Source organism: Pseudomonas sp. OV546 (assembly GCF_900116845.1).
In the GTDB taxonomy this organism is placed as follows: Bacteria; Pseudomonadota; Gammaproteobacteria; order Pseudomonadales; family Pseudomonadaceae; genus Aquipseudomonas; species Aquipseudomonas petroselini.
The window spans coordinates 305005-331438 of the sequence record NZ_FPCE01000005.1 but is presented as its reverse complement, the minus strand read 5'-3'; the positions used below and the strand labels follow the sequence as shown (position 1 = coordinate 331438).

Annotated in this window: 28 protein-coding genes; 27 read left to right on the top strand and 1 reads right to left on the bottom strand. The window is 59.9% G+C overall.

Annotated features, from left to right (window positions below):
* Positions 1–102: 102 nt before the first annotated feature.
* The 6 genes from queA (at position 103) to BM403_RS14205 (ending at position 6177) form a co-directional block, all read left to right on the top strand.
* A complete protein-coding gene (gene queA, locus BM403_RS14230) occupies positions 103–1152 on the top strand; it encodes a tRNA preQ1(34) S-adenosylmethionine ribosyltransferase-isomerase QueA (protein ID WP_015885754.1) in 1050 nt (349 codons plus the stop codon).
* Positions 1153–1157: 5 nt separating this feature from the next.
* On the top strand, positions 1158–2273 hold the full coding sequence (gene tgt, locus BM403_RS14225; RefSeq protein WP_003175976.1) for a tRNA guanosine(34) transglycosylase Tgt: 1116 nt from the start codon (positions 1158–1160) through the stop codon (positions 2271–2273).
* A gap of 43 nt (positions 2274–2316) precedes the next feature.
* On the top strand, positions 2317–2655 hold the full coding sequence (yajC, locus tag BM403_RS14220; protein WP_003175975.1) for a preprotein translocase subunit YajC: 339 nt from the start codon (positions 2317–2319) through the stop codon (positions 2653–2655).
* A gap of 62 nt (positions 2656–2717) precedes the next feature.
* On the top strand, positions 2718–4586 hold the full coding sequence (gene secD / locus BM403_RS14215) for a protein translocase subunit SecD (protein WP_043205853.1): 1869 nt from the start codon (positions 2718–2720) through the stop codon (positions 4584–4586).
* 9 nt (positions 4587–4595) lie between these two features.
* Positions 4596–5510 (top strand): protein translocase subunit SecF, encoded by a 915-nt coding sequence (secF, locus tag BM403_RS14210; protein WP_064053767.1) that lies wholly within the window; start codon positions 4596–4598, stop codon positions 5508–5510.
* 124 nt (positions 5511–5634) lie between these two features.
* Complete coding sequence (locus BM403_RS14205) at positions 5635–6177, top strand: glycine zipper 2TM domain-containing protein (protein WP_015885750.1); 543 nt, start codon at positions 5635–5637, stop codon at positions 6175–6177.
* A gap of 223 nt (positions 6178–6400) precedes the next feature.
* On the opposite strand, the gene suhB is transcribed toward BM403_RS14205, so the two are convergent.
* A complete protein-coding gene (gene suhB / locus BM403_RS14200) occupies positions 6401–7216 on the bottom strand; it encodes a type III secretion system regulator SuhB (protein ID WP_015885749.1) in 816 nt (271 codons plus the stop codon).
* Between the two features lie 145 nt (positions 7217–7361).
* On the opposite strand from suhB, the gene trmJ reads away from it, so the two are divergent.
* The 21 genes from trmJ to BM403_RS14095 all read left to right on the top strand — a co-directional run bounded on the left by trmJ (position 7362) and on the right by BM403_RS14095 (position 26171).
* Positions 7362–8132 carry a tRNA (cytosine(32)/uridine(32)-2'-O)-methyltransferase TrmJ gene (gene trmJ / locus BM403_RS14195; RefSeq protein WP_015885748.1) on the top strand — a complete coding sequence of 257 codons (771 nt, stop codon included), beginning with the start codon at positions 7362–7364 and terminating at the stop codon, positions 8130–8132.
* A 2-nt stretch (positions 8133–8134) separates the two neighbouring features.
* Complete coding sequence (gene cysE / locus BM403_RS14190; RefSeq protein ID WP_015885747.1) at positions 8135–8920, top strand: serine O-acetyltransferase; 786 nt, start codon at positions 8135–8137, stop codon at positions 8918–8920.
* A 302-nt stretch (positions 8921–9222) separates the two neighbouring features.
* Entirely contained in the window at positions 9223–9714 is a 492-nt protein-coding gene (gene iscR / locus BM403_RS14185) for a Fe-S cluster assembly transcriptional regulator IscR (RefSeq protein WP_003194020.1), read from the top strand.
* Between the two features lie 50 nt (positions 9715–9764).
* The gene (locus BM403_RS14180; RefSeq protein ID WP_010207898.1) at positions 9765–10979 is read left to right on the top strand and encodes an IscS subfamily cysteine desulfurase; all 1215 of its coding nucleotides are present in this window, start codon (positions 9765–9767) and stop codon (positions 10977–10979) included.
* A gap of 99 nt (positions 10980–11078) precedes the next feature.
* Positions 11079–11465 carry a Fe-S cluster assembly scaffold IscU gene (gene iscU, locus BM403_RS14175; protein ID WP_003175965.1) on the top strand — a complete coding sequence of 129 codons (387 nt, stop codon included), beginning with the start codon at positions 11079–11081 and terminating at the stop codon, positions 11463–11465.
* A 28-nt stretch (positions 11466–11493) separates the two neighbouring features.
* Positions 11494–11817: an iron-sulfur cluster assembly protein IscA gene (gene iscA / locus BM403_RS14170; RefSeq protein ID WP_003209680.1), complete on the top strand. Its 324-nt coding sequence runs from the start codon at positions 11494–11496 to the stop codon at positions 11815–11817.
* Between the two features lie 8 nt (positions 11818–11825).
* A complete protein-coding gene (gene hscB, locus BM403_RS14165) occupies positions 11826–12347 on the top strand; it encodes a co-chaperone HscB (protein ID WP_093543293.1) in 522 nt (173 codons plus the stop codon).
* 53 nt (positions 12348–12400) lie between these two features.
* The gene (gene hscA / locus BM403_RS14160) at positions 12401–14263 is read left to right on the top strand and encodes a Fe-S protein assembly chaperone HscA (RefSeq protein ID WP_093543290.1); all 1863 of its coding nucleotides are present in this window, start codon (positions 12401–12403) and stop codon (positions 14261–14263) included.
* 3 nt (positions 14264–14266) lie between these two features.
* Positions 14267–14608 carry an ISC system 2Fe-2S type ferredoxin gene (gene fdx, locus BM403_RS14155; protein WP_015885743.1) on the top strand — a complete coding sequence of 114 codons (342 nt, stop codon included), beginning with the start codon at positions 14267–14269 and terminating at the stop codon, positions 14606–14608.
* A gap of 14 nt (positions 14609–14622) precedes the next feature.
* A complete protein-coding gene (iscX, locus tag BM403_RS14150) occupies positions 14623–14823 on the top strand; it encodes a Fe-S cluster assembly protein IscX (protein WP_003194015.1) in 201 nt (66 codons plus the stop codon).
* A 91-nt stretch (positions 14824–14914) separates the two neighbouring features.
* On the top strand, positions 14915–15340 hold the full coding sequence (gene ndk, locus BM403_RS14145) for a nucleoside-diphosphate kinase (protein WP_003175956.1): 426 nt from the start codon (positions 14915–14917) through the stop codon (positions 15338–15340).
* A 29-nt stretch (positions 15341–15369) separates the two neighbouring features.
* A complete protein-coding gene (gene rlmN, locus BM403_RS14140) occupies positions 15370–16518 on the top strand; it encodes a dual-specificity RNA methyltransferase RlmN (protein WP_003238464.1) in 1149 nt (382 codons plus the stop codon).
* A gap of 12 nt (positions 16519–16530) precedes the next feature.
* Positions 16531–17289, top strand: coding sequence for a type IV pilus biogenesis/stability protein PilW (gene pilW / locus BM403_RS14135; protein ID WP_015885741.1), 759 nt, complete (start codon positions 16531–16533; stop codon positions 17287–17289).
* Positions 17289–18275 carry a RodZ domain-containing protein gene (locus tag BM403_RS14130; protein ID WP_093543288.1) on the top strand — a complete coding sequence of 329 codons (987 nt, stop codon included), beginning with the start codon at positions 17289–17291 and terminating at the stop codon, positions 18273–18275. Before pilW ends, BM403_RS14130 begins: the two co-directional genes overlap by 1 nt.
* Before the next feature lie 2 nt (positions 18276–18277).
* The gene (gene ispG, locus BM403_RS14125) at positions 18278–19387 is read left to right on the top strand and encodes a flavodoxin-dependent (E)-4-hydroxy-3-methylbut-2-enyl-diphosphate synthase (RefSeq protein ID WP_015885739.1); all 1110 of its coding nucleotides are present in this window, start codon (positions 18278–18280) and stop codon (positions 19385–19387) included.
* Between the two features lie 21 nt (positions 19388–19408).
* Positions 19409–20698, top strand: a complete 1290-nt coding sequence (hisS, locus tag BM403_RS14120; protein ID WP_064053761.1) for a histidine--tRNA ligase — start codon at positions 19409–19411, stop codon at positions 20696–20698.
* 41 nt (positions 20699–20739) lie between these two features.
* Entirely contained in the window at positions 20740–21381 is a 642-nt protein-coding gene (locus BM403_RS14115; protein WP_015885737.1) for a YfgM family protein, read from the top strand.
* Complete coding sequence (bamB, locus tag BM403_RS14110) at positions 21374–22525, top strand: outer membrane protein assembly factor BamB (RefSeq protein WP_064053760.1); 1152 nt, start codon at positions 21374–21376, stop codon at positions 22523–22525. The genes BM403_RS14115 and bamB overlap by 8 nt, the downstream gene beginning before the upstream one ends.
* A 134-nt stretch (positions 22526–22659) precedes the next feature.
* Positions 22660–24129 carry a ribosome biogenesis GTPase Der gene (gene der / locus BM403_RS14105; RefSeq protein WP_043205850.1) on the top strand — a complete coding sequence of 490 codons (1470 nt, stop codon included), beginning with the start codon at positions 22660–22662 and terminating at the stop codon, positions 24127–24129.
* A 114-nt stretch (positions 24130–24243) separates the two neighbouring features.
* On the top strand, positions 24244–25392 hold the full coding sequence (locus tag BM403_RS14100) for a pyridoxal phosphate-dependent aminotransferase (protein WP_093543285.1): 1149 nt from the start codon (positions 24244–24246) through the stop codon (positions 25390–25392).
* Entirely contained in the window at positions 25380–26171 is a 792-nt protein-coding gene (locus BM403_RS14095) for an amidohydrolase (RefSeq protein ID WP_093543283.1), read from the top strand. Before BM403_RS14100 ends, BM403_RS14095 begins: the two co-directional genes overlap by 13 nt.
* Positions 26172–26434: the final 263 nt, after the last annotated feature.

Below are 26434 nucleotides of genomic sequence, written 5' to 3'. Positions count from 1 at the left end.
GCGGCGAAGTATAGAGATGAGATTACCGTTGGTCAATCACGTTTCATGGTCAATTTTGACTATTTCCGCTAGACTTCCCGGCCCTGCTAGACGAACCCCATCATGCGCGTTGCTGACTTTACTTTTGAGCTCCCTGATTCGCTGATCGCTCGCCACCCTTTGGCCGAGCGTCGCGCCAGTCGACTGCTGACCCTGGACGGGGTGAGCGGTGCCCTCGCACACCGTCAATTCACTGATTTGCTTGAGCATTTGCGCCCAGGCGACTTGATGGTGTTCAACAATACCCGGGTGATTCCGGCGCGGCTGTTTGGCCAGAAAGCTTCCGGCGGCAAGCTGGAAATTCTGGTGGAGCGGGTGCTGGACAGCCATCGTGTGCTGGCCCATGTGCGCTCCAGCAAGTCGCCGAAACCGGGCTCTTCGATCTTGATCGATGGCGGTGGCGAAGCCGAGATGGTGGCGCGGCATGATGCGCTGTTCGAGCTCAAGTTCGCCGAAGAGGTGTTGCCGTTGCTGGAGCGCGTCGGCCATATGCCGTTGCCTCCTTATATAGACCGCCCCGACGAAGACTCGGACCGCGAGCGCTATCAGACGGTGTACTCCCAACGTCTGGGTGCTGTCGCCGCACCGACTGCCGGGCTGCATTTCGACCAGCCGCTGCTGGATGCGATTGCGGCCAAGGGCGTCGAGACCGCCTATGTGACCCTGCACGTGGGGGCCGGCACGTTTCAGCCGGTGCGTGTGGATAACATCGAAGACCACCATATGCACAGCGAGTGGCTGGAAGTCAGTCAGGACGTCGTGGACGCGGTTGAAGCGTGCAAGGCGCGCGGCGGGCGGGTGATTGCGGTGGGTACCACCAGCGTGCGCTCGCTGGAGAGTGCGGCGCGTGATGGCGTGCTCAAGCCGTTCAGTGGCGACACCGATATCTTTATCTACCCAGGCCGGCCGTTCCATGTGGTCGATTGCCTGGTCACCAACTTCCATTTGCCGGAATCCACGCTGTTGATGCTGGTGTCGGCATTTGCCGGTTATCCCGAGACCATGGCCGCTTATCAAGCCGCCATCGACAATGGGTACCGTTTTTTCAGCTACGGTGATGCGATGTTTATCACCCGTAATCCGGCGCCACGCGGCCCAGAGGAACAACTATGAGTCGTATGTCGTTTGAATTGCTCGCCACTGACGGCAAAGCCCGTCGTGGTCGCCTGACTTTCCCGCGCGGCACCGTCGAGACCCCGGCGTTCATGCCCGTGGGCACTTACGGCACTGTCAAAGGCATGCTGCCGCGTGACATCGTCGCCACCGGCGCCGAGATCATCCTCGGCAACACCTTTCACCTGTGGCTGCGCCCAGGCACGGAAGTGATCAAGAAGCATGGCGACCTGCATGACTTCATGAAGTGGCAAGGTCCGATCCTGACCGACTCGGGTGGTTTCCAGGTGTTCAGCCTGGGTGCCATGCGCAAGATCAAGGAGGAGGGCGTGACCTTCGCCTCGCCGGTGGACGGTTCCAAGGTGTTCATGGGCCCGGAAGAGTCGATGCAGGTGCAGCGCGACCTGGGCTCTGACATCGTGATGATTTTCGACGAGTGCACGCCGTACCCGGCTGACGAAGACGTGGCGCGGATTTCCATGGAGTTGTCCCTGCGTTGGGCCCAGCGTTCGAAGAACGCCCATGGCGATAACACGGCGGCGCTGTTCGGTATCGTCCAGGGCGGCATGCACGAAAGCTTGCGTAAACGCTCGTTGGAAGGCCTCGACAAAATCGGTTTTGACGGCCTGGCCATCGGCGGTCTGTCGGTGGGCGAGCCCAAGCACGAGATGATCAAGGTGCTGGATTACCTGCCGGGCCTGATGCCTGCTGACAAACCTCGTTACCTTATGGGCGTTGGCAAACCGGAAGATCTCGTAGAGGGTGTGCGCCGCGGTGTGGACATGTTCGATTGCGTGATGCCAACCCGTAATGCCCGCAATGGGCATCTGTTCATCGATACAGGCGTGCTGAAGATCCGTAACGCGTTCCATCGCCATGATGATTCGCCGCTGGATCCCACCTGTGACTGCTACACCTGCCAGAACTTCTCCCGTGCTTATCTGCACCATCTGGACAAGTGCGGGGAAATGCTGGGTAGCATGTTGAATACCATCCACAATTTGCGTCACTACCAAGTCCTGATGGCTGGTTTGCGCGAGGCTATTCAACAGGGTACATTGGCCGCCTTCGTCGATGCCTTCTATGCCAAGCGCGGGCTCCCTGTGCCGCCCTTGGACTGAGTTTTCCGACCCTAAGATTCACTATTTGCAACTGGAGTGCTAAATGAGCTTTTTTATCTCTAACGCCATGGCTGATGCCGCTGCGCCTGCTGCTGCCGGCCCTATGGGCGGTGGTTTCGAGTGGATTTTCCTGGTCGGTTTCCTGGTCATCTTCTACCTGATGATCTGGCGTCCACAGGCCAAGCGCGCCAAAGAGCAGAAAAACCTGCTGGGCAGCCTGCAGAAAGGTGACGAAGTTGTGACCACCGGCGGCATCGCCGGCAAGATCACCAAGGTTTCCGATGCTTTCGTGGTGCTGGAAGTCTCTGACACCGTCGAAATGAAGTTCCAGAAAGGCGCCATCGCCGCCACGCTGCCTAAAGGCACGCTGAAAGCGATCTAAGTAACAACCTTTACCAATCGACGGGGCGCGCAAGGCGCCCCGCGTTATAAGCGGGCGGCGTGATGCTGAACAAATACCCTCTGTGGAAATACGTACTGATCCTGGCGGTGCTGGCGATCGGTTTTATTTATTCCGCTCCCAATCTCTATCCTGATGACCCTGCGATCCAGATCACGGGCGCCAGCACTTCGCTGCAAGTCAATCAGGCTGACCTGGAACGCGCGAGCAAAGCGCTGACCGATGCCGGTATCCAGGTTAAAGCGGCAACATTGGCAGCTGATGCGAAGGGCGGCTTGTTGCGCCTGACCAAGCAAGAAGACCAATTGCCGGCCAAAGATGTCGTGCGCAAGGCCATGGGCGACGACTATGTGGTCGCGCTCAACTTGGCACAGACCACACCCGCCTGGCTGCGCAGCATTGGCGCGCACCCGATGAAGCTGGGTCTGGACTTGTCCGGTGGTGTGCACTTCCTGCTGGAAGTCGACATGGACAAAGCCCTCGACGCGCGCCTGAAAGTCTACGAAGGCGACGTGAAGAGCCTGCTGCGTAAAGAGAAGCTGCGTTATCGCAGCCTGCCGCAGCTCAACGGTGCCATCCAGCTGGGCTTTGCTGACGAAGCTTCCCGCGAACAGGCCCGTGCGCTGATCCGCAAGAACTTCAACGATTTCGACATCGTACCGGCTGACCTCAATGGCCAGGCTGTACTGCGTCTGGCGATGAGCCCGGCGAAGATCGCGGAAATCCGTGAATACTCGATCAAGCAGAACTTGACCACGGTCCGTAACCGCGTCAACGAGCTGGGTGTGGCCGAGCCGATCGTGCAGCGCCAGGGCGCCAACCGCATCGTGGTTGAGCTGCCGGGCGTACAGGACACCGCTGAAGCCAAGCGTATCCTCGGTAAAACCGCCAACCTGGAATTCCGCTTGGCGGCTGAGCCGGGTGCTACCCGCGCCACTTCCGAAGAGTTTGAGTTCCGTGAAGGCAACCGTCCTCCTGCGTTGATCGAGCGTGGCTTGATCATCACCGGTGACCAGGTAACTGACGCCAAGGCCGGTTTCGGCGAGCACGGTACACCTGAAGTGAACATCCGCCTGGATGGCCATGGCGGCGAACTGATGAGCCGCGCCACGCGCAGCAACGTCGGTCGCAGCATGGCGGTGATCTTCATCGAGCAACGCCCGGTGACCACCTACACCAAGCAGATGGTCAACGGCGTCGAGAAAGACGTGCCGGTACAGACCTTCAAGGAAGAGAAGAAGATCATCAGCCTGGCGACCATCCAGTCGCCGCTGGGTGCTCAATTCCGTATCACTGGCCTGAACGGCCAGGGCGAGTCCTCGGAACTGGCCTTGCTGCTGCGTGCTGGCGGCCTGGCTGCGCCGATGTACTTCGCTGAAGAACGTACCATCGGCCCGAGCCTGGGTGCGGACAACATTACCAAGGGTGTCGATGCCGCCTTGTGGGGCATGCTGTTTGTGTCGCTGTTCATCATCGCCATCTACCGCTTCTTCGGCATCATCGCCACCGTGGCCCTGGCGGGCAACATGGTGATGCTGCTGGCCTTGATGTCGCTGCTGGGCGCTACGCTGACCCTGCCAGGCATCGCCGGTATCGTACTCACCATGGGTATGGCGGTGGACGCCAACGTACTGATCTTCTCGCGGATCCGTGAAGAGATCGCTGCGGGCATGACCGTACAGCGCGCAATCAACGAAGGCTTCGGCCGGGCATTTACCGCGATTCTCGACTCCAACCTGACCACATTGCTGGTCGGCGGGATTCTCTTTGCCATGGGCACCGGCCCGGTCAAAGGTTTTGCGGTAACCATGTCCCTCGGTATCTTTACCTCGATGTTCACGGCCATCATGGTGACCCGCGCAATGGTCAACCTGATCTTTGGCGGGCGTGACTTCAAGAAGTTGTGGATTTAAGGGGCTGCCATGTTACGTACAATCAACTTCATGGGCGTTCGCAACATTGCGTTCGGCGTCACCGTGCTCCTTACCGTTCTGGCGTTGTTCAGCTGGTTCCATAAGGGCCTGAACTACGGGCTGGACTTCACCGGCGGTACGCTCATCGAGCTGACCTACGAGAAGCCGGCCGACGTTACCCTGGTGCGCAGCGAGCTGGTCAAGGCCGGCTACCACGAGGCCGTGGTGCAGAGCTTCGGTGCCACCACCGACCTGCTGGTGCGTATGCCTGGCGAAGACCCGCAACTGGGTCACCAGGTTGCCGAGGCCTTGCAGAAGGTCGGCGGCGACAACCCAGCGTCGGTCAAGCGCGTCGAGTTCGTGGGCCCGCAAGTCGGTGAAGAGCTGCGCGACCAAGGCGGCCTCGGCATGCTGATGGCGCTGGTCGGCATCATGATCTACCTGGCGTTCCGCTTTCAGTGGAAGTTCGGTGTCGGCGCCATTGTGTCGCTGATCCACGACGTGATCGTGACCGTGGGTATCCTGGCGTATTTCCAGATTACCTTCGACCTGACCGTACTGGCGGCGGTGCTGGCGATCATTGGTTACTCCCTCAACGACACCATCGTGGTATTCGACCGGGTTCGTGAGAACTTCCGGGTACTGCGCAAGGCAACGTTGGTCGAGAACATCAACATCTCCACCACCCAGACCCTGCTGCGGACCATGGCGACGTCGATCTCCACCTTGCTGGCGATTGCGGCACTGATGATCTTCGGTGGCGACAACCTGTGGGGCTTCTCCCTGGCGCTGTTTATCGGCGTGCTGGCGGGTACCTACTCGTCGATCTACATCGCCAACGTGGTGCTGATCTGGCTGAACCTCAGCAGCGAAGACTTGATCCCTCCTGCCGCTACCGGCAAGGAGGTCGACGACCGCCCTTGATGGGGTGTCGTTGACTTGCTGTTACAAAGAAGGCACGAGGATTGAACTCGTGCCTTTTTTTTTGCTCCAAGGCTGGGTATAGCGCGGATCGTTCGGTCCGTTTGTGATGGTCAGGAGGTTCAACGTGAACAAGTCGTTACTGGTTGGTGCGGTATTGGGTGCTGTCGGTGTGACTGCCGGGGGTGCTGTTGCCACCTACAGCCTGGTAAAAAGCGGCCCTGAGTATGCGCAAGTGCTGGCGGTGCAGCCGGTGAAAACCCAGATTAAAACGCCGCGTGAGGTCTGCAAGGACGTCGCCGTGACTCGGCAGAAGCCCGTGCAGGATCAGCACCAGATCGTCGGTACGGTGGTCGGTGCACTGGCCGGTGGCCTATTGGGTAACCAGGTCGGTGGCGGTAATGGCAAGAAGCTGGCTACCGTAGCTGGTGCGGTCGGTGGCGGTTATGCCGGTAACAAGGTTCAGGAAGGTATGCAGAACCGCGATACCTACACCACCACGCAAACCCGTTGTAACACCGTCAACGACATCAGCGACAAGGTTGTCGGTTATGACGTGCGTTACACCTTGGATGGCAAGGAAGGTTCGGTGCGTATGGATCGTGATCCAGGCGGCCAGATTCCGGTCGACAAGGAAGGCCGCTTGGTGCTGGGCCAGAACCAGCAGTGATCCCACGCCTGGTACAGATGCAAAAAATTGTGTGAGTTCAAAATGTGGGAGGGGGCTTGCCCCCGATAGCGGTGGATCAGTCAGCTTGTTAGGTGCTGACCCACTGCAATCGGGGGCAAGCCCCCTCCCACAATTGATTTGTGTTGTTGCTGGAGTCGCGGCAAACCTCAAATCCCAGGCATAAAAAAAGCACCCCTCGGGGTGCTTTTTTGTGCCTGCTCGCTTAGCGCTTCAGCGAAGCTGGCAGGTGCGGCTGGATCGCCGTCAGTACTGCCTTGAAGCATTTGGTGTTGCCGGCAACCACGTGGCCTTTTTCAAGGAAGTCGTGACCGCCGGTGAAGTCGCTCACCAAGCCGCCTGCTTCCTGGATCAGCAGCGCGCCTGCAGCCATGTCCCACTCGGACAGGCCCGACTCCCAGAACGCATCAAAACGACCGGCAGCTACGTACGCCAGGTCCAGGCTTGCCGCGCCAGCGCGACGGATGCCAGCGGTCTGGCCAACCAGGGCGCGGAACATGCCCAGGTAGTTTTCAAGGTTGTCCATCTGGTCGTCACGGAACGGGAAGCCGGTACCCAGCAGGGCGCCGTCCAGGCTGGTACGACCGCTGACGCGCAGGCGGCGACCATTGAGTTGGGCGCCACGGCCACGGCTGGCGGTGAATTCTTCCTGGCGGACCGGGTCCAGCACAACGGCGTGTTCCAGGCGGCCACGGTATTTGCACGCGATGCTCACGGCAAAGTGCGGGATGCCGCGCAGGAAGTTGGTGGTGCCATCCAGTGGGTCGATGATCCAGAGGTAGTCTTCGCCTTCGCCGCTGCCTTTGTGCATACCGGTTTCTTCGCCGAGGATGCCGTGGGTAGGGTAGGCCTTGCGCAGAGCGTCGATGATTTTCTGTTCGGCGGCGCGATCCACCTCGGATACGTAATCCTTGGCGTCTTTTTCGTCGACCTTGATGGTATCCAGGCGCTCGATGGAGCGGAAGATCAATTCACTGGCGCTGCGGGCGGCGCGCAGCGCGATATTCAGCATGGGCTGCATGGATGTGTCACCTAAGGTTGTTAAAGAAAGCCGAGCATTCTAGCAGAAACTTTCTTCAGGTGAAGGACGACGTTAGCTTTCATGGCATAACCTTAGGCTGTTCTGTAAGATTTGCTCCCCTTTCCCGTGTCCGAGAGCGCCTCCCTTGCTGCAAAACATTCGTGTCGTCTTGGTCAATACCAGTCATCCCGGCAACATCGGCGGGGTGGCGCGAGCCATGAAGAACATGGGGCTGACGCGCCTGGTGCTGGTCGAACCGCGTCTGTTCCCGCACCACGAGGCTGATGCCCGTGCGTCCGGCGCCAATGACATCCTGGAAAAAGCCCAGGTCGTCGCCACCCTGGAAGACGCCCTGGTCGGCTGCAACCTGGTACTCGGCACCAGTGCGCGCGACCGGCGCATCCCCTGGCCGCTGCTGGATCCGCGCGAATGCGGCACCAAAGTGGTTGAAGAGGCGGCCGGCGGCGCTGAAATCGCCCTGGTGTTTGGCCGTGAAGACTCCGGCCTCACCAATGAAGAGCTGCAGCGATGTCATTACCACGTGCACATTCCATCAGACCCTGACTTCAGTTCGCTGAACCTCGGGGCAGCGGTGCAGGTGTTGAGTTACGAAGTGCGCATGGCCTGGCTGGCCGCTGAAGGGCAGCCGAGCAAGGTCGAGAAGGATGAAGTGGCGTCGATCAAAAGTGGCGAGTTGGCCACGATGGACGAGCTGGAGCGGTTTTATGAGCACCTGGAACAAACCCTGGTGGCCATCGAATTCCTCGATCCGGAAAAACCACGGCACTTGATGGCGCGCCTGCGCCGCCTGTACGGGCGCAGCTCGGTCAGCCGGGCGGAAATGAATATATTGCGTGGCATCCTCACGGAAACCCAGAAAGCGGCCCGTGGCGAGCTTCTTAAGCGGAAGGATTAAAAATGTTCGAGCGTTTGCGAGAAGATATCCAAAGTGTTTTCCACCGTGACCCGGCGGCGCGCAATGCCTTTGAAGTGCTGACCTGCTACCCGGGCATGCATGCGATCTGGATCCATCGCCTGTCCGGCGCCCTGTGGGGTATGGGTTGGAAGTGGCTGGCGCGCGTGGTGTCGAACTTCGGTCGCTGGTTGACCGGGATCGAGATTCACCCAGGGGCCAAGGTCGGTCGTCGCTTTTTTATCGACCATGGCATGGGCATTGTGATCGGCGAGACTGCCGAGATTGGCGATGACGTGACGCTTTATCAGGGTGTGACCCTGGGCGGCACCAGCTGGAACAAAGGCAAGCGTCACCCAACGCTGGAAAATGGCGTGGTGGTAGGGGCGGGCGCCAAGGTGCTCGGCCCATTCACCGTCGGCGCCGGTGCCAAGGTGGGCTCGAATGCGGTGGTGACCAAGGCTGTGCCGCCTGGCGCAACCGTGGTGGGTATTCCGGGTCGCATCATCGTCAAGCCCGAAGTCGGCGACGAGCAAGAAGCCAAGCGCAAGGCCATGGCCGAGAAAATCGGCTTCGATGCCTATGGTGTCAGCGAAGACATGCCCGACCCGGTGGCCCGCGCCATCGGCCAGTTGCTCGACCATCTGCAGGCGGTGGACGGCAAGTTGGACGGCATGTGCGGCGCGCTGAAGGACCTGGGCAGTTCGTACTGCGCGAAAGATCTGCCTGAGTTGCGCGAAGAAGACTTCGCCGAGATCAAGGATGAAGCATCAGTCACCAAGGCAGGCTGAGATCTCGTCACCATCACAGGACCCCTGTGGGAGGGGGCTTGCCCCCGATAGCGGTGTGTCAGCCACAGATTTATTGGCTGCTGCACTGTCATCGGGGGCAAGCCCCCTCCCACATGATGATCTCCATAGGGGTTGAGATTCCTGCTTGGCCTTATCCCCGCTGTTCGTCCCCACCCCATCCTGCTATGATTCGCGCGCCCTTTTTACGGGTAATCCCGACTAAAGCACTAGGTCTTATAGTTGACTTAAATACTCGGGAATCGCATACTCGCTCCCATTCTGAAACACCTTGGTACTTGTCCATGAGACTGACTACAAAAGGCCGATACGCGGTGACCGCCATGCTTGACCTGGCTTTGCACGCGCAAACTGGGCCGGTGTCCCTGGCCGATATCTCCGAGCGCCAAGGCATTTCCCTGTCCTACCTTGAGCAGCTGTTCGCCAAATTGCGCCGCAGCAATCTGGTTTCCAGCGTTCGTGGGCCAGGCGGCGGCTATCAACTGTCCCGCGACATGCAGGGCATCCAGGTAGCCCAGGTGATCGACGCAGTCAACGAATCCGTCGACGCGACCAAATGCCAGGGGCTGGGTGACTGCCACGCCGGCGACACCTGCCTGACGCACCACTTGTGGTGTGACCTGAGCCTGCAGATCCATGAGTTTTTGAGTGGTATCAGCTTGGCTGATCTTGTGACTCGCCGTGAGGTGCAAGAAGTAGCCCAGCGTCAGGACCAGCGCCGTTGCAACACCAAGGCGCCGCGTCTGGACAAGATCGAAGCGTCCGCCGTCGAGTGACAGCCGAAGAGCTAACGGCACGCCAGCCAGCCTGATTTAGGAGAAAGTCCATGAAATTGCCGATTTACCTTGATTACTCAGCGACCACCCCGGTTGATCCGCGTGTCGCGCAAAAGATGAGCGAATGCCTGCTGGTTGACGGAAACTTCGGCAACCCTGCCTCCCGTTCCCACGTGTTCGGCTGGAAAGCCGAGGAAGCGGTCGAGAACGCTCGTCGCCAGGTTGCCGACCTGGTCAACGCTGATCCGCGTGAAATCGTCTGGACCTCCGGTGCCACCGAGTCCGACAACCTGGCTATCAAGGGCGCGGCGCATTTCTACGCGACCAAAGGCAAGCACCTGATCACCACCAAGATTGAGCACAAGGCTGTCCTCGACACCATGCGCCAACTGGAGCGTGAAGGGTTCGAGGTCACCTACCTCGAGCCGACCACCGACGGTATCGTCACTCCGGCCATGATCGAAGCCGCGCTGCGTGAAGACACCATCCTGGTGTCCGTGATCCACGTGAACAACGAAATCGGCACCATCAACGACATTGCAGCCATCGGCGAGCTGACCCGTTCTAAGGGCATTCTGCTGCACGTCGACGCTGCTCAGTCCACCGGCAAGGTCGACATCGACCTGTCGAAACTGAAAGTCGATCTGATGTCGTTCTCCGCCCACAAGACCTACGGTCCTAAAGGCATCGGCGCCCTGTACGTGAGCCGCAAGCCACGCGTGCGCATCGAAGCCACCATGCACGGCGGCGGTCACGAGCGCGGCATGCGTTCGGGCACCCTGGCGACCCACCAGATCGTCGGCATGGGCGAAGCCTTCCGCGTAGCCAAAGAAGACATGGCTGCCGAAAACGTGCGCATCAAGGCCCTGAGCGACCGCTTCTACAAGCAGGTCGAAAACCTTGAAGAGCTGTACATCAATGGCAGCATGACTGCCCGTGTACCGCACAACCTGAATTTGAGCTTCAACTACGTCGAAGGCGAGTCGCTGATCATGGCGCTCAAGGACCTGGCGGTTTCGTCCGGTTCGGCCTGCACCTCGGCGTCCCTTGAGCCTTCGTATGTACTGCGTGCCCTGGGCCGCAACGACGAACTGGCACACAGCTCGATCCGCTTTACGTTCGGCCGCTTCACCACCGAAGAACAAGTCGACTACGCCGCGCAGAAAGTCTGCGAAGCCGTCAACAAACTGCGTGTACTGTCGCCGCTGTGGGACATGTACAAAGACGGTGTCGACATTTCCAAGATCGAGTGGGCGGCACACTAACTATAGAAGCCGCCACCCCAGCTCTGTAGCAACGTGGCGGAAAACGCAGGCGTTTCTACAGGGTTCCAGAGCGGCCCTGATGAGTGAGGATTCAGTACCATGGCTTACAGCGAAAAGGTCATCGACCACTACGAAAACCCGCGCAACGTCGGCAAGATGAACGCGGAAGACCCTGATGTCGGCACCGGCATGGTCGGCGCTCCGGCGTGCGGCGATGTGATGCGCCTGCAGATCAAAGTCAACGACGCTGGCGTTATCGAAGACGCCAAGTTCAAGACCTACGGCTGCGGTTCGGCCATCGCCTCCAGCTCCCTGGCGACTGAATGGATGAAAGGCAAGACCCTGGATGAGGCTGTCACTATCAGCAACACCCAGCTGGCCGAAGAACTGGCCCTGCCGCCAGTGAAAATCCACTGCTCCGTACTCGCTGAAGACGCCATCAAGGCGGCCGTTCGCGACTACAAGCAGAAGAAAGGCTTGATCTAAGCATTTGGCGACGAGTAAGGAGTCAACGATGGCTATCAGCATGACAGAAGCGGCTGCGCAGCACATTCGCCGCTCCCTGAATGGGCGCGGTAAAGGTGAGGGGATTCGTCTGGGTGTTCGCACCACGGGCTGTTCCGGCCTTGCCTACGTGCTGGAGTTTGTCGACGAGGTGGTTGAAGAGGATCAGGTGTTCGAAAGTCACGGCGAGAAAGTGATCATCGACCCTAAAAGCCTGACCTACCTGGACGGCACCGAACTCGATTTCGTCAAGGAAGGGTTGAACGAAGGCTTCAAGTTCAACAACCCCAACGTACGCGGTGAATGTGGCTGCGGCGAAAGCTTCAACATCTGAGGCTATACGTGGGTACTCCTTGTCATTTCGCTTTATTCGAGCTGCAGCCGAGCTTTCGGCTGGACCTTGAGCAGCTTGCCACGCGCTACCGAGAACTGGCGCGTGGGGTGCATCCGGACCGCTTCGCTGACGCTTCCGAGCGTGAGCAACGCCTGGCGCTGGAGAAATCGGCCAGCCTCAATGAGGCCTATCAGACGCTGAAAAACCCGCCCAAACGTGCGCGCTATCTGCTCGCAATGAATGGTGGCGAGGTGCCGATTGAAGTCACGGTGCACGACCCGGACTTCCTGATGCAGCAGATGCAGTGGCGCGAAGAACTCGAAGACTTGCAGGACGAAGCCGATGTGGCGGGTGTCGCAGTCTTCAAGCGTCGTCTGAAAGCGGCCCAGGATGAGCTCAACGAAAGCTTCGCAGCTTGTTGGAATGATGCAGCGCAACGCGAACAGGCCGAACGCCTGATGCGGCGCATGCAGTTCCTCGACAAGCTCACCTACGAAGTGCGCCAGCTAGAAGAGCGCCTCGACGATTAACCCAGTGTGCTGCCCGTGATGCACGCCTGATAGACAGATAAGACCTGATTACCATGGCATTACTGCAAATCGCCGAACCCGGCCAAAGCCCTCAACCGCACCAGCGTCGCCTGGCGGTGGGGATTGACCTGGGCACCACCAATTCCCTGGTTGCTGCCTTGCGCAGCGGCCTGTCCGAGCCGCTGCCCGACGCTGATGGCCAAGTGATTCTGCCGTCTGCCGTGCGTTACCACGCTGATCGCACCGAAGTGGGCGAGTCGGCCAAGTTGGCGGCCTCTGCCGATCCTTTGAACACCGTGCTGTCGGTCAAGCGCTTGATGGGTCGTGGTCTGTCCGACGTCAAGCAACTGGGCGACCAGCTGCCGTACCGCTTTGTCGGCGGTGAATCCCATATGCCGTTTATCGACACCGTCCAGGGCCCGAAAAGCCCGGTGGAAGTGTCGGCCGATATCCTCAAGGTGCTGCGCCAGCGTGCAGAAACCACCCTGGGCGGCGAATTGGTGGGGGCGGTGATCACCGTTCCGGCGTATTTCGATGACGCCCAGCGCCAGGCGACCAAGGACGCGGCGAAACTCGCCGGCCTGAACGTGTTGCGCCTGCTCAACGAGCCGACCGCTGCTGCGGTGGCTTATGGCCTGGACCAGCACGCCGAAGGCCTGGTCGCAATTTACGATCTGGGCGGCGGTACCTTTGATATTTCGATCCTGCGCCTGACTGGCGGTGTCTTTGAAGTGCTGGCCACCGGTGGTGACAGCGCCTTGGGTGGCGATGACTTCGATCATGCCGTCGCGGGCTGGATCATCAGCAGTGCCGGCTTGTCGGCCGACCTGGACCCAGGCGCGCAGCGTAATCTGCTGCAAACCGCCTGTGCCGCCAAAGAAGCGCTGACGGATGCTGCAACTGTTGAAGTGTCCTACGGCACCTGGTCGGCCCAGCTGACTCGCGAAGCCTTCGATGCGTTGATCGAACCGATGGTCGCTCGCAGCCTGAAAGCTTGCCGCCGTGCCGTGCGTGATTCCGGTGTTGAGCTGGAAGACGTCGGTGCCGTGGTCATGGTCGGCGGTTCCACCCGCGTTCCGCGCGTTCGTGATGCCGTGGCTGAGGCCTTTGGTCGCCAGCCGCTGACTGAAATCGACCCGGATCAAGTGGTCGCCATCGGTGCCGCCATCCAGGCCGATACCTTGGCCGGTAACAAGCGTGATGGTGGCGAACTGCTGTTGCTCGACGTGATTCCGCTGTCTCTGGGGCTGGAAACCATGGGTGGCTTGATGGAGAAGGTGATTCCACGCAACACCACCATCCCCGTCGCCCGCGCCCAGGATTTCACCACGTACAAAGATGGCCAGACGGCCATGATGATTCATGTGCTGCAAGGCGAGCGCGAGCTGATCAGCGACTGCCGCTCCCTGGCGCGCTTTGAATTGCGCGGCATTCCGGCGATGGTGGCCGGTGCCGCGAAGATCCGCGTGACCTACCAGGTCGACGCCGATGGCCTGCTCAGTGTCGCTGCGCGCGAATTGGCCTCGGGCGTTGAAGCCAGCATCCAGGTCAAGCCGTCCTACGGCCTCACCGACGGCGAAATCGCCAAGATGCTCAAGGATTCGTTCCAATACGCCGGTGACGACAAGGTTGCTCGCGTACTGCGTGAGCAGCAAGTCGACGCCCAGCGCCTGCTCGAAGCCGTGCAGGGTGCCTTGGATGCTGACGGCGAGCGCCTGCTGGACGCCGAAGAGCGCATGGTTATCGACCTGCAGATGCAGGAACTGGCCGAACTGATAAAAGGCACCGATGGCTACGCCATCGAGCAACAGACCAAGCGTCTGTCGCAAGTGACCGATGCCTTTGCCGCCCGCCGTATGGACCAGTCGGTAAAAGCCGCCCTGGCGGGACGCAATCTGAATGAACTCGAGGAATAATTAATGCCGCAGGTCATTTTTCTGCCACACGCCGAGCATTGCCCGGATGGTATGGTCGTGGAGGCTGAGACCGGCAAGTCCATCCTCGAAGTTGCCCATGACAACCACATCGAAATCGAAAGCGCCTGCGGCGGTGTGTGCGCCTGCACCACCTGTCATTGCGTCATTCGCGAGGGCTTCAACAGCCTTGAAGAGGCCGATGAGCTGGAAGAGGACTTTCTTGACCGTGCGTGGGGCTTGGAAGCGACTTCGCGTCTAAGCTGTCAGGCAAAGGTCGGAACTGAAGACATCACCGTCGAAATCCCGAAATATTCCCTCAACCATGCAGCCGAAGCGCCGCATTGATTCAAGGAAGTGTCATGAGTCTTAAATGGGTTGATGTGCAAGAGATCGCTATCCTGTTGGCCGACGGCAACCCGGATCTGGATCCTTATTCCCTGAACTTTGTAGCTTTGCGTGACATGGTCATGGCGTTGCCAGGGTTTGAAGATGAGCGGGATCGTGGCGGTGAAAAGGTCCTGGAGGCCATCCAGACTGCCTGGAAAGAAGAGCAGGACTGACGCCTCCCTTACGCAGTTAGGCAATACCCAATAACCCGCGTATAATTCGCGGGTTTAATTTTTCGTAAATTACCGTTTCTGGAGTTACACCATGGCTGTTCAACGTACTTTCTCCATCATCAAGCCTGACGCTGTTGCAAAAAACGTCATCGGCGAGATCACCACTCGTTTCGAAAAAGCCGGCCTGAAGGTTGTAGCTTCGAAACTCAAGCAACTGTCCAAGGCTGAAGCTGAAGGCTTCTACGCTGAGCACAGCGCTCGTGGCTTCTTCGGCGACCTGGTTGCCTTCATGATCTCCGGTCCTGTTGTTGTTCAGGTTCTGGAAGGCGAAAACGCTATCGCTTTGAACCGCGAACTGATGGGCGCTACCAACCCTAAAGAAGCCGCTGCCGGCACCATCCGTGCTGACTTCGCTGAGTCCATCGACGCCAACGCTGTACACGGTTCGGACTCCGAAGCTGCTGCTGCTCGCGAAATCTCGTACTTCTTCGCCGCTACTGAAGTAACCGCTCGCTAAGCATCGGCTTAAAGAGTGAGGGTGAATCCATGACTACATCGACTGTTAAAACCAACCTGCTGGGTCTGACCCAGCCGGAAATGGAGAAATTCTTCGACTCAATCGGGGAGAAGCGTTTCCGTGCCGGTCAGGTAATGAAGTGGATTCACCACTTTGGCGTCGACGATTTCGACGCCATGACGAACGTCAGCAAGGCCCTGCGCGACAAGCTCAAGGCCATTGCTGAGGTCCGTGGTCCTGAAGTGGTCAGCGAGGACATCTCCAGCGATGGCACCCGTAAGTGGGTGGTGCGCGTGGCGTCCGGCAGCTGCGTCGAGACCGTCTACATTCCCCAGGGCAAGCGCGGTACTTTGTGCGTTTCGTCCCAGGCAGGCTGTGCCTTGGACTGCAGTTTCTGCTCCACCGGCAAGCAAGGCTTCAATAGCAACCTCACCGCCGCCGAAGTCATCGGCCAAGTGTGGATTGCCAACAAATCCTTTGGCAGCGTCCCGGCGACCGTCGACCGTGCCATCACCAACGTGGTGATGATGGGCATGGGTGAGCCGCTGCTGAACTTCGACAACGTGATTGCGGCCATGCACCTGATGATGGACGACCTGGGCTACGGCATCTCCAAGCGCCGTGTGACCCTGTCGACCTCCGGCGTGGTACCCATGATCGATGAGCTGGCCAAGCACATCGACGTCTCCCTGGCGTTGTCGCTGCACGCACCCAATGACGCATTGCGTAACCAATTGGTGCCGATCAACAAGAAGTATCCGCTTAAGATGCTGCTCGAATCTTGCCAGCGTTATATGGCGACCTTGGGTGAGAAACGCGTGCTGACCATTGAGTACACCATGCTCAAGGACATCAACGACAAGGTCGAACACGCGGTCGAGATGATCGAGTTGCTCAAGAACACCCCGTGCAAGATCAACCTGATTCCGTTTAACCCGTTTCCACATTCTGGCTACGAGCGGCCGAGCAACAACGCCATCCGCCGTTTCCAGGATCAACTGCACCAGGCCGGCTACAACGTCACCGTACGCACCACCCGTGGTGAAGACATCGACGCCGCCTGTGGCCAATTGGTAGGGCAGGTGATGGACCGCACCCGCCGCAGCGAGCGTTATATCGCCGTGCGTGAATTGAACGCCGCCGACGATCTGCCGCAAATTGCTGTGAATCGAATCTGAGAGAGGATCTCTATGCCCTTGCGCCTTGCGCTGCTGTTGCTTGTTACCGGCCTTGCGGCCGGTTGTGTTTCATCGGGCCATGACAGCCCTTTGCAAACCGGTAAAGGCCGTGATGAGGCGCGAGTTGCCTATGTGCAATTGGGCTTGGGTTACCTTCGGCAAGGCATGAGCGAGCAGGCCAAGGTTCCGCTGAAAAAGGCCCTTGAGCTGGACAGCGACGATGCCGACGCCAATGCCGCACTGGCCCTGGTGTTCCAGGCCCAGGCCGAGCCTGAGCTGGCCGAACAGTATTTTCACAAGGCCCTGGCCTCCCGTCCTGCCGACCCGCGGCTGCTGAACAATTACGGCAGCTTCCTGTTCGAGCAAAAACGGTATGACCAGGCCGCCCTTTATTTCCAGCAAGCCAGCGCCGATACCCTCTATCCTGAGCGCTCTCGGGTATTCGAGAACCTTGGGGTGACCTCGATGCGCCTCGGCCAGCGCGACAGCGCCCGCCGACAGCTGGAAAAAGCCCTGCACTTGAACGGTCGCCAGCCTCGCGCATTGCTCGAAATGGCTGAGTTGTCCTACGAAGACAGGCATTATGTGCCGGCACGTGACTATTACGAGCGTTTTAGCCTGCTCAGTGGGCAAAATGCACGTAGTCTATTGCTCGGTGTGCGCCTGGCGACGGTTCATGAAGAACGCGACACGGCCGCACGTTTTGGCCAGCAACTCGAACGACTCTATCCCGGTACGCCGGAATATCAGCAATACCTGTCGGAGCAATGATGAAAGCGGCGCACCCGGAAGTTGTAGCAGCTAATCGCGTAAACCCAGGCGACACCTTGCGTCAGGCCCGCGAAAGCAATGGTTGGTCGCTGGCGGAAGTGGCCCTCAAGCTCAATTTGACCACCACGTCCCTTGGCAACCTGGAAGCCGGCGCGTTCGATAAGCTGCCTGGGCATACCTTCGCCCGCGGCTATATCCGCGCCTACGCCAAGTTGCTGGGCATTGACCAGACCGTGCTGGTCCAGGAGTTCGACCAGTTCACCGGTACCGACTCCCAGGGCAGTAATGTCCATGGCCTGGGTCGTATTGAAGAACCGGTACGGGTTTCCCACACGATTTTGCGAATTGTCAGCCTGTTGCTGCTGATCGCGGTCATTGGCGGTGGCTTTGTCTGGTGGCAAGACCAGGCCTCCCAGCGCACCAAGGACCTGACCAGTAACGCCATGGAGCACGTCGAAGTCGAAAGCGCCGACGGCACCACGCAGATTCATCCGCTGGATGAGCCGGAAGACCAGGCGGTTGTCGAAGGTCAGGCCGCCCCTGAAGCGCCGCTTGCTACCGAGCAGCCAGCGCCGGAAACAGCCGCTTCCGCCACCGCCCCTACGACCCCGGCGGCACCCGCACAAACACCGGCTGCCCCGGTTGCCCAGGCGCATACACCGGCCGCTCCCGTGCAGGCGCCTGCGACTGCCACGCCAAGCGCGCCGGCCATTTCGCCACCCACTACCCCTGCGTTGATCGCCGGTGATGGGCGCGTGCAGATTACCTTCGTCGCTGACTGCTGGACGCAAGTCACCGATGGCAACGGCAAAGTGCTGGCCAGTGGCCTTAAGCGTAAGGGAGATACGCTCGACCTGGGCGGCAAGCCTCCTTTGACGCTGCGTCTGGGCTTCGCCCGTGGCGCGCAAGTGGCCTACAACGGCCAGCCTGTGGACGTGGCGCCGTTCACCACCGGCGAGACCGCTCGCCTGAAGTTGGGACAATAGTCATGCACGGCGAATCTCCAATCAAACGTCGCGTATCGCGCAAGATCTGGGTCGGCTCGGTGCCTGTGGGTGGCGATGCCCCCATCGCGGTACAGAGCATGACCAACAGCGACACCAATGACGTCGCCGCTACGGTCGCCCAGATCAACCGTCTGGAAGCCGCCGGCGTAGACATCGTGCGGGTGTCTGTACCGGACATGGACGCTGCCGAAGCCTTCGGTCGCATCAAGCAACTGGTCAAGGTGCCGTTGGTGGCCGACATTCACTTCGACTACAAGATCGCTCTGCGCGTAGCCGAACTGGGTGTGGACTGCCTGCGTATCAACCCGGGCAACATCGGTCGCGAAGACCGTGTGCGCGCCGTGGTGGATGCAGCCCGTGATCGCGGCATTCCAATCCGTATTGGCGTCAACGCCGGTTCGCTGGAAAAAGACCTGCAAAAGAAATACGGCGAGCCCACCCCGGCGGCGCTGGTTGAATCGGCATTGCGCCACGTTGAACACCTTGAACGCCTGAATTTCCAGGACTTCAAGGTCAGCGTAAAGGCCTCCGATGTGTTCATGGCGGTAGAAGCCTACCGCCTGCTGGCCAAGGAAATCGTGCAGCCGTTGCACCTGGGTATCACTGAAGCGGGTGGTTTACGCTCAGGCACAGTGAAATCTGCGGTGGGTCTCGGTATGCTGCTCGCCGAAGGGATTGGCGATACTATCCGCATCTCCCTGGCGGCAGACCCGGTAGAGGAAGTGAAGGTCGGTTACGACATTCTCAAATCCCTGCATTTGCGTTCCCGTGGCATCAACTTCATTGCCTGCCCGAGCTGCTCGCGGCAGAACTTCGACGTGGTGAAAACCATGAACGAACTGGAAGTCCGCCTCGAAGACCTGCTGGTGCCATTGGATGTTGCAGTGATCGGTTGCGTGGTCAACGGGCCGGGCGAAGCCAAAGAGGCGCACGTAGGCCTGACCGGCGGCACACCGAACCTGATTTACATCGACGGCAAGCCGTCGCAGAAGTTGACGAATGACAATCTGGTGGATGAGCTCGAAAGGCTGATCCGCGAGAAAGCGGCCCAGAAGGTCGCGGCTGACGCAGCGCTGATCGCGCGCGGCTAAGAACGAATTTAAGGATTTGATGTGAGCAAGTCTCTGCAAGCCATTCGTGGCATGAACGACATCCTGCCGGAGCAGACGCCACTGTGGCGCTACTTCGAGAGCACGGTCGCGCGCCTGCTGGATAACTACGGTTACAAGCAGATCCGCATGCCGATCGTCGAGTTCACCGAGCTGTTCAAACGCTCCATCGGTGAAGTGACCGACATCGTCGAAAAAGAGATGTACACCTTTGAAGACCGTAACGGCGACTCCCTGACCCTGCGTCCGGAAGGTACTGCCGCCTGCGTGCGCGCCGTGCTCGAGCATGGCCTCACCGGTGGCGGTCAGCCGCAGAAACTGTGGTACATCGGCCCGATGTTCCGCCACGAGCGCCCGCAGAAAGGTCGTTATCGCCAGTTTCACCAGATCGGCCTTGAGGTGTTCAACCTCGACGGTCCGGACATCGACGCCGAGCTGATCGTGCTGACCTGGCGCCTGTGGGGCCTGTTGGGCATCCGCGATGCGGTCAAGCTTGAACTCAACAGCCTGGGCACCAGCGAATCCCGGGGCCGCTACCGCGTTGCCCTGGTTGAGTACCTGTCCGCCCACCTGGACAAGTTGGACGAGGACAGCCAGCGCCGTCTGAAGACCAACCCGTTGCGCGTCCTCGATACCAAGAACGCCGACACCCAGGCCGTGCTGGTCAACGCGCCAAAAATGGCCGATTACCTGGACGACGAATCCCGTACGCACTTCGAGGGCCTCAAGGCTCGTCTGGATGCGGCCGGTATTCCCTACGTGATCAACCCGAAATTGGTGCGTGGCCTCGACTACTACAGCAAGACCGTGTTCGAGTGGGTCACCGACAAACTCGGCGCCCAGGGCACCGTGTGTGCCGGTGGCCGCTATGACGGCCTGGTCGAGCAGATGGGCGGCAAGCCGACCACGGGCGTAGGTTTTGCCATGGGCATCGAGCGGCTGATCCTGCTGCTCGAAACCCTGGAGCAGGTCCCGGAAGAGATCTCCCGTCAGGTGGACGTGTACCTGTGCGCCTTTGGCGAGGCGGCCGAACTGGCGGCCCTGGCCCTGAGCGAAAAAGTCCGCGACCAACTGCCGAACCTGCGCCTGCAGATCAATGCCGGCGCCGGCAGCTTCAAGAGCCAATTCAAGAAGGCCGACAAGAGCGGTGCACTGTATGCACTGATCCTCGGCGAAGACGAACTGGCCCAGCAAGTGATAGGTTTCAAACCCCTGCGTGGCCAGGGCGAGCAACAGAACATTGCCTTTGATGCGCTCGCCGCGCACTTGGCCACCTGCGTCGTGCAGGGTTGAAGCTGTCGAACAGCCGAATTTAGCGATTAAGGAGTATTGGGGTGTCGAGTACTGATGATGAGCAACTGGCCGAGTTCAAGGACTGGTGGCAGCGTAACGGTAAGCCCCTGGTAACTGGCGGCCTGCTGGCTTTAGTGGTGGTGTTCGGCTGGCAAGCCTGGACCAAGTATCAGGCCAACCAGTCCCAAGGCGCCTCGATCCTCTATCAGCAATTGCTGGAAACCACCCTGACGCCGGACGGCAAGCCTGATCCTGCGCAGGTCGCAGACCTGGCCGGCAAGCTGAAGAACGAATTCGGCGGTAGCACCTACGCCCAATACGGCAGCCTGTTCGTCGCGAAAGTCGCGGTCGACACCGGCAAGCTGGATGACGCAGCCGCTGAACTGAAGGCCATCGCCGACAAGCCGACCAACCCGACCCTGGGTGAAATCGCACGTCAGCGCCTGGCTCAGGTACTGGCGGCACAGAACAAGGCTGACGAAGCACTCAAACTGCTCGACGGCGATGCTGACAAGGCATTTGTAGCCACTCGCGAAGAGCTCAAGGGCGACCTGTTGGTCCAATTGGGTCGTACCGACGAAGCCAATGCTGCGTACCAAAAAGCCAAGGCGGCGCTGTCTGATGAAGCGGCGGTCGGTGGCTTACAAATCAAGCTGGACGACTTGGCCAAAGGGGATGCGTGACGTGATCCGTTGGAAACATGCAGCATTGCTGGCTCTGGCCGTTCTGGCCGCGGGTTGCAGCAGCAACAGTAAAAAAGAACTGCCTCCGGCCGAGCTGACCAGCTTCAAGGAAGAAGTGATCCTGCAAAAGCAGTGGAGCCGCTCCATCGGTGACGGCCAAGGCGACACCTACAACATGTTGGTACCGGCAATCGACGGTGAAAACATTGTGGCCGCTGACGTCACCGGCGTAGTGATCTCCATGGATCGCATGAACGGCGATGTGAAGTGGAAGAAAGACCTCGAATTGCCAGTCTCCGGCGCCGTAGGCGTGGGTTACGGCATGGTCATGCTCGGCACGCTGAAAGGCGAAGTCGTGGCCCTGGATTCCAGCACCGGTGAAGAGAAATGGCGCGCTCGCGTGACCAGTGAAGTCCTCGCACCGCCTGCCACCAACGGCGATATCGTCGTGGTGCAGACCCAGGATGACCGTGTGATCGGCCTCGACGCCAGCACTGGCGAACAGCGTTGGTTGTACGACAGCACCCCGGCGGTGCTGACGCTGCGCGGTACCAGTGGTCCGATTGTGACCAATAATCTGGCCGTTGCAGGCCTGTCGACCGGTAAAGTGGTCGCCCTGGATACCCAGAACGGCGTGCCGGCCTGGGAAACCCGTGTGGCCATTCCCCAAGGTCGTTCCGAGCTGGACCGCGTAGTGGACATCGACGGCGGCTTGCTGCTGTCCGGTGAAACCCTCTACGTCGCGACTTACCAGGGCCGTGTTGCGGCGCTGGACCTGCAGAGCGGCCGCGTCAACTGGCAGCGTGATGCTTCCAGCTACGCCGGTGTCGCCCAAGGCTTTGGCAGCGTCTACGTAAGCCTGGCGTCCGGCACCGTTGAAAGTGTCGACGAGCGTTCCACCACTGCACTGTGGAGCAACGATTCCCTGGCTCGCCGTCAACTGTCGGCACCGGAAGTGTTCTCCAGCTATGTAGCGGTAGGTGACTTCGAAGGCTACCTGCACCTGCTGAGCCAGGTGGACGGTCGCTTCGTCGGTCGCGAGCGTATCGACAGCGACGGCCTGCGTGCCCGTCCGCTGGTGGTGGGTAACATGCTTTATGTGTTTGGTAACAGCGGCAAGCTGGAAGCCCTGACCATCAAGTAAGAACTATGCTTGGGGTAACACCCAGGCGGCCCCGCTTCGGCGGGGCATGCGGCATTTGATTATGCTGCCCCGAGCACCAGCCGCTGCCTTGCAGCGGCTTTTGTATTTTCTGAAATAACGAAGTGGAGAGCCGCATGGTTCCCGTAATCGCCCTGGTGGGCCGACCTAACGTCGGCAAGTCCACCTTGTTCAACCGCCTGACCAGGACTCGCGACGCCATCGTCGGCGACTTGTCCGGTCTGACCCGTGATCGCCAATACGGTGAGGCAAAGTGGCAAGGGCGCTCCTACATTATTGTCGACACCGGTGGTATCTCCGGTGACGAGCATGGCATGGATGAAAAGATGGCCGAGCAGTCGCTGCTGGCCATTGAAGAAGCCGATGTCGTGTTGTTCCTGGTGGACGCCCGTGCGGGCTACACCGCTGCCGACCAGATGATCGGCGAGCACCTGCGCAAGCGCAACAAGCGTTCCTATCTGGTCGCCAACAAGATCGACAACATCGATCCTGAGCAGGCCCGTGCCGAGTTCAGCCCGATGGGCCTGGGCGACGCGATCCCGGTCGCCGGTGCCCACGGTCGCGGCATCACCCAGATGCTGGAAATTGCCCTCAGCACCTTCCCGAAGGATGACGATGAGGAGGAAGAGGGTGAAGAAGAGATCGTCGCCGAAGGTGAGGAAGCCAAGCGCATTCCTGGCCCGAGTGAAAAAGACGGTATCAAGATCGCCATCATCGGTCGCCCTAACGTCGGCAAGTCGACCCTGGTCAACCGCATGCTCGGTGAAGACCGGGTCATCGTCTACGACGAACCCGGCACCACCCGCGACAGCATCTACATCCCGTTCGAGCGTAACGACGAGAAGTACACGCTGATCGACACCGCCGGTGTGCGCAAGCGCGGCAAGATCCACGAGGAAGTTGAAAAGTTCTCGGTGGTCAAAACCCTGCAAGCGATCAAAGACGCCAACGTGGTGATCTTCGTGATGGACGCCCGCGAAGGCGTGGTGGACCACGACCTCAACCTGCTGGGCTTTGCCCTGGAAGCCGGTCGAGCCTTGGTCATCGCGATCAACAAGTGGGACGGCATGACGCCGAGCGAGCGCGATTTCGTCAAGATCGAGCTGCAGCGCCGACTGTTCTTTGTCGAGTTCGCCGATATTCACTTTATCTCGGCACTGCATGGTACCGGCGTGGGCAACCTCTACGCGTCCGTGCAGAACTCGTTCAAGTCCGCGGTTACCCGCTGGCCGACCAACCGCCTCACCCAGATCCTGGAAGACGCCGTTGGCGAGCACGCGCCGCCGATGGTCAACAACCGCCGGATCAAACTGCGTTACGCCCACTTGGGCGGTGCCAACCCGCCGATTATCGTGATCCACGGTAACCAGATCGAGAAGGTGCCGAAGTCCTACGTGCGTTACCTGGAAAACACCTACCGCCGTGTCTTGAAACTGGTCGGTACGCCGATCCGTATCGAGTTCAAGGGGGGCGAGAACCCGTACGAAGGCAACAAGAACACACTGACGGACCGTCAGGTGAACAAGAAGCGTCGTTTGATGACTCACCACAAGAAGGCCGACAAGAAGCGCCGCGACAAGCGCTGATTCCGACCTCGCAAAAAGGGCTCTTGATGAGCCCTTTTTTGTGCCCGCAGGTTTGTGCCTTGACCCGATGCGGCTGGCAGCTTAAAACTTGGGGCTCACCTGCAGGGGCCTCCGATGATCACCAGCAAGCTGCCGAATGTCGGCACGACGATTTTCACCACGATGTCGCAACTCGCCGCCGAAACCGGTGCGCTCAACCTGTCCCAAGGCTTCCCGGACTTCAATGGCCCTCAGGGTTTGCTTGACGCGGTCGGCAAGCATATCGCCCTCGGTCACAACCAATATGCACCCATGACCGGCCTGCCGGTGCTGCGTCAGCAGGTGGCCGCCAAGATCGCCCGCAGTTATGGCGCCACGGTCAATGCCGACAGTGAAGTGACCATCACCCCTGGGGCCACCGAGGCGATCTTCTGCGCAATTCAAGCGGTGATTCGTCATGGCGATGAGGTCATCGTGTTCGACCCGTGCTACGACAGCTACGAGCCCTCGGTCGAGCTGGCCGGTGGCCGTTGCGTGCACGTGCAACTGAGCCTGGATGGCTTTGCCCTCGACTTCGAGAGGATCCAGGCGGCGCTGTCGCCGCGTACGCGCATGATCATCCTCAACACACCGCACAACCCGACGGGCGCGCTGATCAGTCGCGCCGAGCTTGATCTGTTAGCGGCATTGATCCGCGACCGCGATATCTACCTGGTCAGCGACGAGGTTTACGAGCACCTGGTATTCGACGCCGTGCCCCACGTCAGCGTACTGGCCCATGAGGAGCTTTATCAGCGCGCCTTCGTGGTCAGTTCCTTCGGCAAGACCTACCACGTCACCGGCTGGAAAACCGGCTACGTCGTCGCGCCACCGGCCCTGACAGCCGAACTGCGCAAGGTGCACCAATACGTCAACTTCTGCGGCGTCACCCCGTTGCAGTACGCGTTGGCCGACTTCATGGCCGAACATCCGGAGCATGTCGAGGAACTGCCGGCTTTTTACCAAGCCAAGCGCGACCTGTTCTGTGACTTGCTGGCGCCATCGCGTTTCAGCTTTACCCGCGTCACCGGCACCTACTTCCAACTGGTGGATTACTCACAGATCCGTCCGGACTTGGACGACGTCGCCATGTCGCTGTGGATGACACGTGAACACGGCGTGGCCACCATCCCGGTCTCGGTGTTCTACCAGAACCCACCCCAAGGCCAGCGCCTGGTGCGCCTGTGCTTTGCCAAACGCGAGGAAACGCTGCAACAAGCAGCCAAAAAACTATGCGTGATCTGAATGCATTGCCGAACCTGAACATCGCCCTGGTCCAGACCACTCTGGCCTGGCACGACCGACAGGCTAACCTTGAGCACTTCGAATTGTTGTTGGAGCAAGCCAAAGGCGCCGACCTGATCGTGCTGCCAGAGATGTTCACCACCGGTTTTTCCATGGAATCCGAGACGCTCGCCGAGCCGGAAAACGGTCCGACCCATCGCTGGTTACGAAACCAGGCGGCCAAGTACAACGCGGTCATTACCGGCAGTGTGATCATCCAGGCCGCCGACGGCAGCCACCGCAACCGCCTGCTGTGGGCGCGGCCGGATGGCGAGGTGCTGCATTACGACAAGCGCCACCTGTTCCGCATGGCCGGCGAGCACGACCATTACACCCCCGGCGAGCGCCAGGTGCAGTTCGAATTGAAGGGCTGGCGCATTCGGCCGTTGATTTGCTACGACCTGCGTTTTCCGGTGTGGAGCCGCGATGCCCAGGACACTGACTTGCTGCTATACACCGCCAACTGGCCCGGAGCGCGGCGCTCGCACTGGAACCGCCTGCTGCCGGCGCGGGCCATCGAGAACCTGTGCTACGTGGCGGCGGTGAATCGGGTGGGGACGGACGGGAAGGGGTTTGCCTACACCGGTGACAGTCAGGTGTTGGACTTCCAGGGTGAGACCTTGCTGAGTGCGGGGGAGGCGGATGGGGTGTTCCAGGTGAACCTGGATGCGGCGGAATTGGCGGCGTATCGCACGCGGTTTCCGGCGAACCTGGATGCCGATACTTTCCAGTTTGTCTGACAGACCGCTATCGGGGGCAAGCCCTAATGCCAGTCAGTTAAGAAGCAGCAAGAGCGAACAGTAACCTGTGGCGAGGGAGCTTGCTCCCGCTGGACTGCGCAGCAGTCCCAGTCTTTTGAAACAAAGAGCTGGGGCCGCTTCGCGACCCAGCGGGAGCAAGCTCCCTCGCCACAGGTACGGTGCTCACCCTTAACTGACGGGCATTAGGGCAAGCCCCCTCCCACACGTTGATCTGTGAATACATTCAAAATGTGGGAGGGGGC

Excerpts from the sequence above, each read along its gene's own strand:
- BM403_RS14100 (WP_093543285.1), top strand. The coding sequence starts at position 24,244 with ATGATCACCAGCAAGCTGCCGAATGTCGGCACGACGATTTTCACCACG.
- queA (WP_015885754.1), top strand. The coding sequence starts at position 103 with ATGCGCGTTGCTGACTTTACTTTTGAGCTCCCTGATTCGCTGATCGCT.
- yajC (WP_003175975.1), top strand. The coding sequence starts at position 2,317 with ATGAGCTTTTTTATCTCTAACGCCATGGCTGATGCCGCTGCGCCTGCT.
- rlmN (WP_003238464.1), top strand. The coding sequence starts at position 15,370 with ATGACTACATCGACTGTTAAAACCAACCTGCTGGGTCTGACCCAGCCG.
- cysE (WP_015885747.1), top strand. The coding sequence starts at position 8,135 with ATGTTCGAGCGTTTGCGAGAAGATATCCAAAGTGTTTTCCACCGTGAC.
- pilW (WP_015885741.1), top strand. The coding sequence starts at position 16,531 with ATGCCCTTGCGCCTTGCGCTGCTGTTGCTTGTTACCGGCCTTGCGGCC.
- hscA (WP_093543290.1), top strand. The coding sequence starts at position 12,401 with ATGGCATTACTGCAAATCGCCGAACCCGGCCAAAGCCCTCAACCGCAC.
- fdx (WP_015885743.1), top strand. The coding sequence starts at position 14,267 with ATGCCGCAGGTCATTTTTCTGCCACACGCCGAGCATTGCCCGGATGGT.
- bamB (WP_064053760.1), top strand. The coding sequence starts at position 21,374 with ATGCGTGACGTGATCCGTTGGAAACATGCAGCATTGCTGGCTCTGGCC.
- der (WP_043205850.1), top strand. The coding sequence starts at position 22,660 with ATGGTTCCCGTAATCGCCCTGGTGGGCCGACCTAACGTCGGCAAGTCC.
- iscA (WP_003209680.1), top strand. The coding sequence starts at position 11,494 with ATGGCTATCAGCATGACAGAAGCGGCTGCGCAGCACATTCGCCGCTCC.
- secF (WP_064053767.1), top strand. The coding sequence starts at position 4,596 with ATGTTACGTACAATCAACTTCATGGGCGTTCGCAACATTGCGTTCGGC.
- iscX (WP_003194015.1), top strand. The coding sequence starts at position 14,623 with ATGAGTCTTAAATGGGTTGATGTGCAAGAGATCGCTATCCTGTTGGCC.
- suhB (WP_015885749.1), bottom strand. The coding sequence starts at position 7,216 with ATGCAGCCCATGCTGAATATCGCGCTGCGCGCCGCCCGCAGCGCCAGT.
- BM403_RS14095 (WP_093543283.1), top strand. The coding sequence starts at position 25,380 with ATGCGTGATCTGAATGCATTGCCGAACCTGAACATCGCCCTGGTCCAG.
- tgt (WP_003175976.1), top strand. The coding sequence starts at position 1,158 with ATGTCGTTTGAATTGCTCGCCACTGACGGCAAAGCCCGTCGTGGTCGC.
- ndk (WP_003175956.1), top strand. The coding sequence starts at position 14,915 with ATGGCTGTTCAACGTACTTTCTCCATCATCAAGCCTGACGCTGTTGCA.
- secD (WP_043205853.1), top strand. The coding sequence starts at position 2,718 with ATGCTGAACAAATACCCTCTGTGGAAATACGTACTGATCCTGGCGGTG.
- BM403_RS14180 (WP_010207898.1), top strand. The coding sequence starts at position 9,765 with ATGAAATTGCCGATTTACCTTGATTACTCAGCGACCACCCCGGTTGAT.
- ispG (WP_015885739.1), top strand. The coding sequence starts at position 18,278 with ATGCACGGCGAATCTCCAATCAAACGTCGCGTATCGCGCAAGATCTGG.
- iscU (WP_003175965.1), top strand. The coding sequence starts at position 11,079 with ATGGCTTACAGCGAAAAGGTCATCGACCACTACGAAAACCCGCGCAAC.
- iscR (WP_003194020.1), top strand. The coding sequence starts at position 9,223 with ATGAGACTGACTACAAAAGGCCGATACGCGGTGACCGCCATGCTTGAC.
- BM403_RS14130 (WP_093543288.1), top strand. The coding sequence starts at position 17,289 with ATGAAAGCGGCGCACCCGGAAGTTGTAGCAGCTAATCGCGTAAACCCA.